Annotated in this window: 11 protein-coding genes; 7 read left to right on the forward strand and 4 right to left on the reverse strand. The window is 65.7% G+C overall.

Annotation, left to right across the window (positions count from 1 at the left end; genetic code table 11):
• Positions 1–34: 34 nt before the first annotated feature.
• From RRU_RS01960 to RRU_RS01975, 4 genes are all read left to right on the forward strand, one after another.
• The gene (locus RRU_RS01960) at positions 35–2,107 is read left to right on the forward strand and encodes a hypothetical protein (RefSeq protein WP_011388125.1); all 2,073 of its coding nucleotides are present in this window, start codon (positions 35–37) and stop codon (positions 2,105–2,107) included.
• A 131-nt stretch (positions 2,108–2,238) separates the two neighbouring features.
• Positions 2,239–2,847, forward strand: coding sequence for an NAD(P)H:quinone oxidoreductase (gene wrbA, locus RRU_RS01965; RefSeq protein WP_011388126.1), 609 nt, complete (start codon positions 2,239–2,241; stop codon positions 2,845–2,847).
• Between the two features lie 49 nt (positions 2,848–2,896).
• A complete protein-coding gene (locus RRU_RS01970; protein WP_011388127.1) occupies positions 2,897–3,826 on the forward strand; it encodes a glutathione S-transferase family protein in 930 nt (309 codons plus the stop codon).
• A 114-nt stretch (positions 3,827–3,940) separates the two neighbouring features.
• Positions 3,941–4,636: a pirin family protein gene (locus RRU_RS01975; protein ID WP_011388128.1), complete on the forward strand. Its 696-nt coding sequence runs from the start codon at positions 3,941–3,943 to the stop codon at positions 4,634–4,636.
• Positions 4,637–4,663: 27 nt separating this feature from the next.
• Here RRU_RS01975 and btsR read toward each other — a convergent pair whose 3' ends face one another.
• From btsR to RRU_RS01990, 3 genes are all read right to left on the reverse strand, one after another.
• On the reverse strand, positions 4,664–5,380 hold the full coding sequence (gene btsR / locus RRU_RS01980; protein WP_011388129.1) for a two-component system response regulator BtsR: 717 nt from the start codon (positions 5,378–5,380) through the stop codon (positions 4,664–4,666).
• Positions 5,377–7,107, reverse strand: a complete 1,731-nt coding sequence (locus RRU_RS01985) for a sensor histidine kinase (protein WP_011388130.1) — start codon at positions 7,105–7,107, stop codon at positions 5,377–5,379. The genes btsR and RRU_RS01985 overlap by 4 nt, the downstream gene beginning before the upstream one ends.
• 120 nt (positions 7,108–7,227) lie before the next feature.
• Complete coding sequence (locus RRU_RS01990; RefSeq protein WP_014625928.1) at positions 7,228–8,799, reverse strand: hypothetical protein; 1,572 nt, start codon at positions 8,797–8,799, stop codon at positions 7,228–7,230.
• A 441-nt stretch (positions 8,800–9,240) separates the two neighbouring features.
• On the opposite strand from RRU_RS01990, the gene RRU_RS01995 reads away from it, so the two are divergent.
• From RRU_RS01995 to RRU_RS02005, 3 genes are all read left to right on the forward strand, one after another.
• On the forward strand, positions 9,241–9,792 hold the full coding sequence (locus RRU_RS01995) for an SH3 domain-containing protein (RefSeq protein WP_014625929.1): 552 nt from the start codon (positions 9,241–9,243) through the stop codon (positions 9,790–9,792).
• 149 nt (positions 9,793–9,941) lie between these two features.
• Positions 9,942–10,424, forward strand: a complete 483-nt coding sequence (fldA, locus tag RRU_RS02000; RefSeq protein WP_011388132.1) for a flavodoxin FldA — start codon at positions 9,942–9,944, stop codon at positions 10,422–10,424.
• 76 nt (positions 10,425–10,500) lie between these two features.
• Positions 10,501–10,857, forward strand: coding sequence for a VOC family protein (locus tag RRU_RS02005; protein WP_011388133.1), 357 nt, complete (start codon positions 10,501–10,503; stop codon positions 10,855–10,857).
• A gap of 42 nt (positions 10,858–10,899) precedes the next feature.
• On the opposite strand, the gene RRU_RS02010 is transcribed toward RRU_RS02005, so the two are convergent.
• The gene (locus RRU_RS02010; RefSeq protein WP_237703821.1) at positions 10,900–12,123 is read right to left on the reverse strand and encodes an MFS transporter; all 1,224 of its coding nucleotides are present in this window, start codon (positions 12,121–12,123) and stop codon (positions 10,900–10,902) included.
• Between the last annotated feature and the right edge of the window lie 14 nt (positions 12,124–12,137).

The raw sequence follows: 12,137 nt of genomic DNA on the forward strand, positions 1-12,137 counted from the left end.
GCTTTCGCCGTGAAACCGCTTGAGGAGCCTGGGCGTGGAGAGTTTTACCGGTATCTCGTTTGCCCCCCTGCTGCCCGCGCCGCTGATCTGGACCCTGGCGGCCCTGGGACTGATCGCCGTCGGCTACGGGTTGGCGCGCCGGGCGCGGGGGGCTGTCTTTCGGTTGATCCCGCTGGCCGCCCTGATCGCGGTGCTGGTCAATCCGCAAAGCGTCAGCGAGCGCCGCGATCCCCAGAATGACATCGCCCTGGTCGTTATCGACCACACCCTGTCGCAGACCCTGACCGGGCGCGAGGGCGAAGCCGAGGCGGCGGCGGCGGCCCTGGGCGCCGGTCTGGCCGCCCAACCCGGGCTGGAAACCCGGGTGATCCGCGTTGATGGTCGCGCCGAGGGCCGCCAGGGCGGCCGCGAGGATGCGGGAACGGCGCTGATGACCGCCACCCGGGACGCCCTGGCCGATGTGCCGCGCGAGCGCCGGGCCGGGGTGGTGGTGATCACCGATGGTCAGGTTCACGACGCCGGCGTGGCCCATGATCTAGGAACCCCCGTCCATGCCCTGCTGACCGGCCCCCGGGCGCAGACCGACCGCCTGCTGCTGGTCGGCGAAGCGCCCGGTTTCGGGCTGGTCGGCCGGCCGCTGTCGCTGCCCGTCACCATCGAGGACCCGACCCTGGCCGAGGGAACTCCCGTCACCCTGACCCTGCGCCGCGACGGCGGCGCGCCCGAAGAGCGCGTCGTTCCGGCCAACCGCGCCGTCCCCTTGGCGCTGCCCGTCGATCACGCCGGGGCCAATGTCGTCGAAATGGCGGTGGCGACCCGTGAAAACGAGGCGAGCGTGCTGAACAACCGGGTGGCGCTGTCGATCAACGGCGTGCGCGACCGCCTGCGCGTGCTGCTGATCTCGGGCCAGCCCCATGCCGGTGAACGCATCTGGCGCAGCCTGCTTAAGGCCGATCCCGGGGTGGATCTGGTGCATTTCACCATCTTGCGCCCGCCCAACAAGGAGGATTTCACGCCGCTGTCCGAACTGGCGCTGATCGCCTTTCCCACCCAGGAGCTGTTCGAGGAAAAGCTGGGCGATTTCGATCTGGTCATCTTCGATCGCTATGCCCAGCGCGGGTTGATGCCCGAAAGCTATCTGGCCAATGTCGCGCGCTATGTGGAACGCGGCGGCGCCGTGCTGCTGGCGGTCGGGCCCGAATACACCCAATCGATGGGCATCGCCGACAGCGCCCTGGCCTCGGTTCTGCCGGCCATTCCCACCGGCGAGATCCGCCAGGAACGCTTCCTGCCGCGGCTGTCGGCCTTGGGCATCCGCCATCCGGTGACCGCCGATCTGCCCCAGGGCGGCGAGCGCCCGACCTGGGGACCCTGGTTGCGCCAAGTGGTGCTCGACTCGCCGCGCGGCGCCACCTTGATGACCGGCGAGGACGGTTTGCCGCTGCTGACCCTTGACCGGGTCGGCGAGGGGCGGGTCGCCCTGCTGGCCAGCGATACCATCTGGCTGTGGTCGAAGGGTTGGGAAGGCGGCGGTCCCCAGGCCGAGCTGCTGCGCCGCCTTGCCCATTGGCTGATGAAGGAGCCCGAGCTTGAGGAGGAAACCCTGCGCGCCCGCATCGAGGACGACAAGCTGGCCGTCTCCGCCCGCTCGCTGGGTCCCTTGCCCGGGCTGGTCGAGGTCACCGGCCCCGATGGCGCGACACGGGTCTGGCCGTTGACGGCGACGACGCCGGGGCGGGCCGAGGCCGCCCTGCCGGCGCCGCTGCCCGGCGTTTATACCGCCACCACCGCCGACGGCCGCCGCGCCCTGGCGGTCTCGGGCCCGCCCAATCCCTTGGAAACCACCCGCGTCACCCCGACGGCCGAGATCCTGGCGCCGATCGCCAAGGCCAACGGCGGCGGCGTCCATTGGCTGGAGGACGGCCTGCCCAGCCTGCGCCGGGTCGGCGCCGGGCAAAGCGCCAGCGGCTCCGATTGGATCGGCCTGCGCGCCAATGGCGGTCATGTGGTGACCGGGGTGACGCTGACGCCGCTGTTGCCGGTTCCCCTGGCCCTGGCGCTGATCCTCGGCGGGCTGGTTCTGGCTTGGGGCCGCGAGGGGCGCTGACCGGGCCCTGTCTTCTGCGATCATTGTCTCTGTTTCAGAGACAATGATATTCCATTCCGCGGGATGGTTTCACCCAGGGAAACTCTTACCTTCTTAAGGCGAAGAGACATCCCGGGAATGGAGACCACCCGATGAGCGACACCACCAAGGTTCTGGTTCTTTATTATTCGATGTATGGCCACATCGACACCCTGGCCAAGGAGATCGCCGCTGGCGTCGCCGAGGTCGATGGGGTTGAGGTCGCCCTCAAGCGCGTGCCCGAGCATATGAGCGCCGAGCTGCTGAGCACGATCCACGCCCGCACCGATTTCGACACCCCCATCGCCAGCGTCGACGAACTGGCCGATTACGACGGCATCCTGATCGGCACGCCGACGCGCTTTGGCAATATGGCCGGCCAGATGCGCAATTTCCTCGATCAGACGGGGGGGCTGTGGGCCAAGGGCAAGCTGGTGGGCAAGGCCGGCGGCGCCTTCACCTCGACGGCGACGGGCGGCGGGGCCGAGACCACCTTGCTGTCGGTCTACACCAACTTCCTGCACCACGGCATGGTGGTGGTTGGCGTGCCCTATGGAACGCCCGAGATGTTCGACACCAGCGAAGCCCGGGCCGGCGGTCCTTACGGCGCCGCCACCCTGGCCGGCGGCGACGGCTCGCGCCAGCCCAGCGACAAGGAACGGACCATCGCCCGCTTCCAGGGGCGCCATTTCGCCGGCGTCGCCAAGAAGCTCAAGGGCTGACCCTGGTCTGGTCCAGGCTCCCCCACCCGCTTTTTTCGGAGGCTCCGACATGGGTTTGCTGATCGATGGCCAATGGCATGACCACTGGTACGACACCGCCGCCAGCGGCGGACGGTTCGAGCGCCAGCCAAGCGCCTTCCGCGACAAGGTGGGGGATCGGGGCTTTCCGGCCGAGGCCGGCCGCTACCGGCTTTACGTGTCCTATGCCTGCCCCTGGGCCCACCGCACGCTGATCGCCCGCGCGCTCAAAGGCCTTGAAGACGCCCTGCCGGTTACGGTGGTCGAACCCCTGATGCTGGAAAACGGCTGGGAACTGGCCGAAGGCGCCGATCCGCTGGAGGGCGCGCGCTTCCTTCATCAGCTCTATACCCGGGCCAAGGCCGATTACAGCGGCCGGGTGAGCGTGCCGGTGCTGTGGGACAGCCAGACGGCGACCATCGTCAACAATGAATCGGCCGAGATCTTACGGATGATCGACAGCGCCTTTGGGGCCTTGGCCAGCGGCCCTTCGCTCTATCCCGAGGACAAGCGCGAGGAGATCGACGCGATCAACGCCTGGGTCTATGACGCCATCAACAACGGCGTCTATAAGGCCGGCTTCGCCACCACCCAGGCCGCCTATGAGGAGGCGGTGACCGCGCTGTTCGCCGCCCTGGCCCGGGTGGAGGCGATCTTGAGCGAGCGGCGCTTCCTGGTCGGCGATCAGCCGACCGAGGCCGATTGGCGGCTGTTCACGACGCTGATCCGTTTTGATTGCGTCTATGTCGGCCATTTCAAATGCGCGCTCCGCCGGATCAGCGACTCGCCGGTGCTGTTTGCCTATCTGCGCGATCTCTATCAGGTCCCCGGCATCGCCCAAACGGTGCGGTTCGACCACATCAAGACCCATTATTACGCCAGCCACCGCACCATAAACCCCACCGGTATCGTTCCCCTTGGGCCCGATATCGACTTCACCGCCCCTCACGGACGGGGTTAGAGCGGCAAGCGTGAACCTTTGTTCCCGCATGCCGCTCTAATATCTTGATATTGAAGCAAATCGTCGTCGCACTCTGTTCCAGAGCGCTCGGGATTTGCTATAGGAGATCTTGCGATGATCGAGCTTCGCCCCTTCGCCAGCCTTGGCACCCTGGATATCGACTGGCTCACCGCCCGCTATCATTTCAGCTTTTCGCGTTATTACGATCCCGCCCGCATGGGGCTGGGCAGCTTGCGGGTGTGGAACGACGATCAAGTGCGCGCCGGCACCGGCTTCGAGCCCCATAGCCACCGCGACATGGAAATCATCACCTATGTCCGCAAGGGCGCGATCACCCACGAGGACAACCTGGGCAACAAGGGCCGCACGGCGGCCGGCGATGTTCAGGTGATGTGGGCGGGCAGCGGCATCACCCATGCCGAATACAACCGCGAAAGCGAAGATACCTTGCTGTTCCAGATCTGGATCGAAACCGCCCGGCCGGGCATCGCTCCGGGCTGGGAAGCCCGGGCCTTTCCCAAGGAACCGGGCCAAGTGATCGCTCTCGCCTCGGGCCGCGATCTGCCCGATCACGCCGGGGCCCTGCCGCTCCATCAGGACGCGGCGATCCTCGGCGGCGTGCTGACCCCGGGGCAGACCCTGACCCTGCCGAGCAAGGGCCGGAAGCTCTATATCGTGCCGACCACCGGGGCCTTGCGCGTCGGCGATCACACCGCCCGGGCCCGCGACGGCGTGGCGATCTGGGACGAGGCCGAGATCACCCTGACGGCCCTGGAAGAAACCGAAGTGGTGATCGCCGACGTGGCCTAAACCCCGGAAGCGACGCCAAGGACGGGCTTAGCCGATCCCCAAATGCTCCTTCAGCGCCGCCAGGAAACGGCGGCTGACCGGCACGGTCTGCCCGGCGATCGTCACGATCTCGGCCAGACCGTTGTCGGCGAAGGCGATATCCTTGATGCGCTCGGGATTGACCAGATACTGGCGGTGACAGCGCACCAGCTTGGTTTTCTCCTCGAGCGTGCGCAGGGTCAGCTCGGTGAAGCGCTCCTCGCCGTCGGGACCGATGACATAGACGCCGCTGGGCTTGGAGGTGACCATCTCGACATCACCGACCTTGAGCAAGGTGATGCGGTTATGGCCCAGGCAAGGGATATGGGTCAGCGGCCGGGTTTTCTCCAGCGGCTTGAGGTCCTGGGGGGTATGGTCGCGGCGCAGGCGCTGGAGGGTTTTCTCCAGGCGGGCGGCATCGGTGGGTTTGAGCAGGTAATCAAAGGCGTGCTCTTCGAAGGCGCGCACGGCGTATTCATCATAGGCGGTCAGGAAAACGATGCGCGGCATGCGCTCGGGATCAAGCATGCTCAGCATTTCCAGGCCGCTGACCCGCGGCATCTGGATATCTAGAAACACCACATCGGGAGACAGCCGGTTGATGGCGGCGATCGCCTCGATGGCATTGGCGCATTCGCCGACGATGGTCAGATCCCCAACCCCGTCCAGCAGGCAGCGCAATTCGTCACGGGCAAGCTGTTCGTCATCGACGATCAGGATCTTCACGGGCCGACCTTTTCGAAAGCGGGGCTAGCGACCCCGGCGGGGCTTGGGTCAAACGGCACACGCAAGATGACGCGGGTGACCACATCGCGCTCGCACTCAACGCTCAGACCATAGCCCTGGCCATAGCGCGCCCGGATCCGCCGGTCGACCAAATTCATCCCCAGGCCGTCGCCGCCGGGCCGCCGTTCATAAAGCCCGGCGTTGTCTTCCACCCGCACCACCAGATCGCCGCCCTGGCGCTCGGCCGAAACGCCGATCCGTCCATCGCCCAGCAATTGGGCGGTGCCATGCTTGATGGCGTTTTCGACCAGCGGCTGAAGCGAAAAGGTGGGCAAGGTGGCGGTTCCCAAATCGGCGGGCACATTGAAATCCACCGACAGCCGATCGCCAAAGCGCGCCAGTTCGATTTCCAGATAGGCGCTGACCTGCTCGACCTCGTCGTTGAGCGTCACCTGTTCGCTGGTCCGCTTGAGGTTCTTGCGAAAGAAGGTCGACAGGCTTTGCACCAGATGGCGGGCATGGTCGGGATCAAGGCGGATCACCGCCGAAAGCGTGTTGAGGGCGTTGAACAGGAAATGCGGATTGACCTGGGCGTGGAGCAGCTTGATTTCGGATTGGGCAAGCAACTGGCGCTGCTGCTCATAGCGCCCGGCCAGGATCTGCGTCGACAGCAACCGGGCCACGCCCTCGCCCAAGGTGCGATTGATCGTCGAAAACAGCCGGGTTTTGGGCTCGTAAAGCTTGATGGTGCCGATCACCTGCTCGCCCTCGTCAACCAGCGGGATGACCAGGGCGGCGCCCAAGGGGCAGGTCGGGCTGATCGAGCATTGATAGGCCACCTCATTGCCATCGGCATACATCACCCGGTTCTCGCGGATTGATTCCAGGGTCTGCAGCGAGGTAACCGCCATGCCGGGCTTATGGTGGTCGTCGCCGATGCCGATGAAGGCCAGGATCTTGTCGCGATCGGTGATCGCCACGGCGCCGACGCCGGTCTCCTCATAGATGATGCGGGCGACGCGCATGGAGTTTTCGCGGTTGAAGCCGCTACGCAGCGCTCCTTCGGCGCGGGCGGCGATCTTCAGCGCCTTGGCCGAGAACACGCTCGATTGGGTTTCAAACATCGTCCGGCGGTCAAGCAGGATGGTCATGAACATCGCCGCCCCCACCGAATTGGCCACCAGCATCGGCAGGGCGATGGTTTCCACCAGATGCACGGCGTTGACCGCCGGCCGGGCGACCAGAATGATGATCAGCATCTGGCAGACCTCGGCGAACAGCGTCACCAGCCCGACCACCAGCGGCTGGAACAGCTTGCCGGTCTGGCCGCGACTGACCAGATAGCGGTGGACGAGGCCGCCGATCAGCCCTTCGGCCGTTGTCGAAATGGCGCAGGCCAAGGCCGTGAAGCCGCCCATCGAATAACGGTGCAGGCCGCCGGTCAGCCCGACCGCCAGCCCGACCGAGGGCCCGCCCAGCATTCCGCCGAGCACCGCGCCGATCGCCCGGGTATTGGCGATCGAATCATCGATGCGCAGGCCGAAATAGGTGCCCATGATGCAAAACAACGAGAAAATGGCGTAGCAGGCCGCCTTATGCGGCAGGCGGATGGTCACATGGACCAAGGGGATGAACAGCGGCGTCTTGCTGAGCAGATAGGCCACGACCAGATAAACGCACATCTGCTGGGACAGCGAGATGACGAGGGCGAGCGGTCCGATGGTCATGGGCGGGGCGTCCTTCCGTATTCCACCCGTACTTTCGGACCATAGCGCGCGCGAACGGATTGGGCCAGGGGGGCGATCGGCGCAAAGCCCCAAGGCCCCAAGGACTGGCCGTCCCCCGGCTCAGCTCCGCTGCATGCGTTTTTCGAAAACGTAATTGGAAACCTGACCGATCTCCTTGCGGGCATGGGTGATCCAGGCGCCGGTCGCCATCTGCGGATCGCGCGGCACCAGCACGCTGATCGTCGACAGCGGCCCGTATTTGCGTTTGAACTCGTCGAGGCTGCGCGTCTGCATCTGGCGATTGCTGTCGGCGGCTTCGAAAATATCGCGAAAGACCGAGCGCAAGGTGCGGAAGAACTCGTCGACGCCAAAGGTCATATCCTTGAGGATCGCCGACCCCGGGCGGGCGACGAAAGCCTCGGCGGCCTCCATCTGGCTGCTCAAGGCCGTTTGAACCCGCTGCATCTTTTGATTAACGGCGTTCAGCGTCAGCATGCGCACATGGCCTTGCACATACTGGCTGACGGCGGCGGGCGTCAGATCGCCGGTGGTCGTGCGACCGCCGCGAAAGGCCATCAGATTGGTCAGTTCATCCTTACCGATGGTTTCCAGCACCGCTTCAACCCGGGTTCGCGGATCGGCGCTGCGGATATCGTCCAGGGCGCCCGATTCGCGCATCCAGCGCGCCAGCAGATTGGCGGCGTCATTGACCTGCAGCCCCTGGAACGACATCAGCTTGCTGCATTTCGCCGCCACCGGAAAGGCCGCCTCGGCGAAATTGGCGAACATCGCCTCGATCTGCTTTTGCTGGTTGATCTGCTTGGCGAACAGATAAAGCACGTTGGAAACCTCCTCCTCCGTGTGCTTGAACTGGATCGACGAGCCGACCTGGGAATAAAGCTGGCTGGCGGTGGTGGGAAACATCTCCATGGTGATGCGGTTCTGATCAAGGAACGCCTTGAAGCGTTCCTGGCCGCCCTCGCCGCCGGTGCCGAGCTGGGTTTGCACCAGGGTTTGGTTCATGGCGTCGTTCAGATCCTGGCCGTCGAAATACTGACCGATGGCGTATTCGGTGATCTCTTTGAAGCCGGCCAGCGGATTGCCATACTTGAGCTTGGGGATCTTGGCGCGGCGCACCTCGACGGCGGTGCGGAAGGCGGTGGCGGTGGCGATCATCGCCGGCTTGTCGGTCGCCTGGATGAAGGCGTTGCCCCGCGACATCACCTGAAGATACAGCTGCAGGGCATAGGCGAAGGCGGCGTGCCACAGCGGGTTCTCCGAGACATGGAGCAAGACCAGCCGGTCCTTGACCGACAGGGTCTTGCGCTGGGCGAAATCGCTGAAAAGCTGATCGAGAATGCGGAAGGCCCAGCGCTCGGGCCGGTCGTCGGTGCGATAGCCGAAGCGATCGGTGTTATTGAGCTTGAGGAACAAGATCAGCGCGTCGCGCACCGGTTCGATCGAGCGCGGCATGGTGATCGAGGGCTTGCCGCCGAGCGCCATCACCAGCAGCGCCTCCATCACGCCGACCTGTCCCAGTTGGACCTTGCCCTGGGTGTCGACCAGCACGCCCGATTGCAAGATCGCCCCGGCGTCGACCCGCGAGACCTCCTCCACCAGGGCCCGCATGTCGATGGAGCCGAAACGGGCGAGCAGCTTCAGTACTTTTTCGTTGATGGCGTCGCGCTTCACCGATGTGTCCGTCCACGGCTCGAGAGGTCCTGGGCAGTCTGTCGTCAAACGATCCGCCCCCATCCCCGGGCGCGAGTCCGCTGCCGATACCGGCGGCTCCCGGATTTGTAACAGCAGAAAGTCTACCCGACCACTCTTGCGCGCACGAAAAATCCGCCTTGTGCGCGGCGGGGTCCCTTTCGCGTTCCCCGCAGTCAGGGGGGTGGGGGGAAAAGTGCCACTTTGAGAGGATTGATCGCAGGTCTTGCTCGCTTTGAGACCTGTCGGGGCGGCAAAGCGATCGCCAGGGGCCGCCGTCCGCGCCGCCACTGTTTTTCGCCGCCCGATCGTCTTCTTTCCGACGGTTTCCCCCCTTATAAGGGAAGCCGCCTTTGGGGGGTGCCCAGCACGCCGCGCGGCGGCGCGCGTCAAGGACCCCCAGGCCCGGCAAGGAAGACGAAGATGAAGCTGACTTTGGCTACCGCGCTGCTGGGCAGCGCCCTGGTCGCCGCCGCTCCCGCCCTGGCCGACCCCGGTTGGTCGGCCTCGGCGGTGCGCATGCGCGCCGGTCCCGGAACCGATTTCCCCGCCGTGGTGGTGGTTCCCGCCGCCGTCGGCCTGGATATCATCGGCTGTCTGGCCGGTTATACGTGGTGTGATGTCATCTGGGGGGCCAACCGCGGCTGGGTCTCGGGCAACTATCTGCGGGCCAGACCCCGGGGCATCCCGGTTCCGCTGATCCAGGGACCGCCACCGCCGGTCGTCGTCTTCGATTTCCCGGTCTATTGGGCCGATCATTACCGCGAGAAGCCGTTTTACGCGCGCCAGGAGCAATGGCGGCCAAGGGGTCCGGCACAGGCGGCGCCCGCCCCCCAACCGCCCCCGGAGCGGCCAGCCTCGCCGCAAAGACGTGATGACCGCGGCCAAGGCGGGCCGGGGAGGGGGCCGGGCGGCGGACAAGGCCGCTCGCCGGGCTTCCAGCCGGGACCCGGCCCGGGCGGCCCCGGGCACTGAGCGCCTTGGGAACCCTTGGAAACCAAAGCCTGGGGTGGCCGGTCCAATCAAATTGCGCCCGCTTCTCATTCTCGCTACCGTGATTTTCCGCGACGCCCGGGTGGACCGCTGGTCCGGCCGGGGCGCGGACTTATCAATGGGAGAGACGAATGGGCACTACGGTCATTTACGGTTCGGATGGCGGCACCACCCAGGGCGTGGCCAAACGCATCGCCAGTCCGTTGCAGGCCAAGGTGGTCGATATCAAGGTGGCGACCACCGATGATCTGGAAGGCTGTGATCTGCTGATCCTGGGCGCCCCGACCTATGGCCTGGGCGATCTGCAATGCGATTGGGAGAGCAGGATTGGCGTGCTGGACTCGGCCAAGCTGACTGGCAAAAGGGTGGCCTTGTTTGGCACCGGCGATCAGATCGGCTATCCCGACAGCTTTGTCGATGCCATGGGGATCCTTTATGATCGGGTGGTCGCCCTGGGGGCGACGGTGGTCGGCTTCACCGCCACCCAGGGCTATGACTATAGCTACTCGCTGGCCGAGCGCGACGGCCAATTCGTTGGTTTGGCCCTTGACGAGGACAACCAGTCCTCGTTGACGGGCAAACGCATCGCCGCCTGGGTGGACCACCTGAAATAACGCCGGCGCCCGAGGGAGGGACCTTGATCCGTCCCCCGGGCGCGCCGATTCTCGACCAGGCAAGGGATGATGGACGATGGACGACACCACGGGGCGGGATCGGCGGATCGATAATATCGAATTCACCGTTGGCGCGCTTGAGCGGACCAAGGCGTTCTATGGCGCGGTTTTCGGCTGGACCTTCACCGACTACGGGCCAAGCTATTGCGAATTCACCGACGGCCGGTTGACGGGCGGCTTCACCACCGACGGCGCCGTTCGCCCCGGCGGGCCGCTGGTAATCATCTATGCCGACGATCTGAGCGTCATCCAAAGCCGCCTTGAAGCCGCCGGCGCGCCGATCGTCAAACCGATCTTCGCCTTTCCCGGCGGCCGCCGCTTCCACTTCCACGATCCCGATGGCTATGAACTGGCCGTATGGTCGGAGCGGTAGCCTTGAGGCCACCAACCTTCCCGCGTTAAGGACGATGGCCGGTCACCGCCCCTGCGCTTCCCCATGACGGCGGGCGGTCAGCCAAGCGATCCACAGCCCGCCGACCATCAGGCCGGCGGCGACCAGGAAGGTCAGTTGCATGCCCTTGGCGATCGCCAGGGCGGAGGCCCGGCCGACGTCTTCGCTGCCCACGGCGAAGGCGAAGAGGGCGCCCATGACCGAAGCGCCCAGGATCAAGCCGATATTGCGCGACAAACCCAAAAGCCCGGAGACCACGCCGCGCCCCTCCTTGGGACTGTCGGCCAGGGTGGCGGTGTTGTTCGCGGCCTGAAAAAGCTGGTAGCCCGGCGTCAGGACGAGGATCGCCAGGACATAACCGCCAACGCCAAGGCTGTTGGGCAGGACCGACAACAAGAAGGCCCCGGCGGCCAGCATGGCCAGCCCGATGCCGACAACCCGCCGCGCGCCCCAGGCGTCGACGAGCCGCCCGGAGGGCAGGCCGCTGACGATGGCCAGCGCCGGACCGACCGCCATCACCAGGCCGACCGCCGTTTCCGCCAAACCGAGCCCCCGACCAAGATAGAAGGGGCCGACCACCAGCGTCGTCATCATCACCGCCGCGACAAGAAGATTGATCAGAAGCGCGGGCAGCATGGCGACTTTCACCATCGCCCGGACGCGCGTCGGCGGGCCGCTCTCCTTGCCCGCCGGGCTCGGCAACGACACGAAGGCGAGGATCAAGGCCAAGACCGCCAAGGGGCATTGGACCAGAAAAATCCCCCGCCAGCCGCTGGCCGAGAGCAGCGCCCCGCCGAGCGAAGGGCCAAGCGCCGTTCCAAGGGCTGACATCGTGCCGAGCAGACCCATGGCCCGCCCCATGCGCTCCGGGCTTGTCGTCTCGCGCATAAGCGCCATCGACAAGCTCATCAGAAAGGCGGCGCCCAGGCCCTGGAGCGCTCTGGCGCCGATCAGAAGCCAAAGGGTGGGCGCCAGGGCGCAGAGCAACGAGGCGACGGCGAACAGCCCGAGGCCGACAAGATGCATGCGCCTTAGTCCATGGAGATCGCCCAGCCGCCCGACGATCAGCACCGAAACGGTCAAAGTCCCGAGATAGGCGATGACCACCCCTTGGACATGGTGGAACGGCGCCGAAAAGGCCTCGGCCAGCCTTGGCAGGGCGATATTGGCGATGCTGGTGCCCAAAGCTGCCAGCAGCATCGACAGCGCCAACGTCGTCGTAACACCCCGGTTCGCCGCGACCGGCACCGATGATCCTGGTG

Origin of the sequence: Rhodospirillum rubrum ATCC 11170, assembly GCF_000013085.1 — a bacterium.
In the GTDB taxonomy this organism is placed as follows: domain Bacteria; phylum Pseudomonadota; class Alphaproteobacteria; order Rhodospirillales; family Rhodospirillaceae; genus Rhodospirillum; species Rhodospirillum rubrum.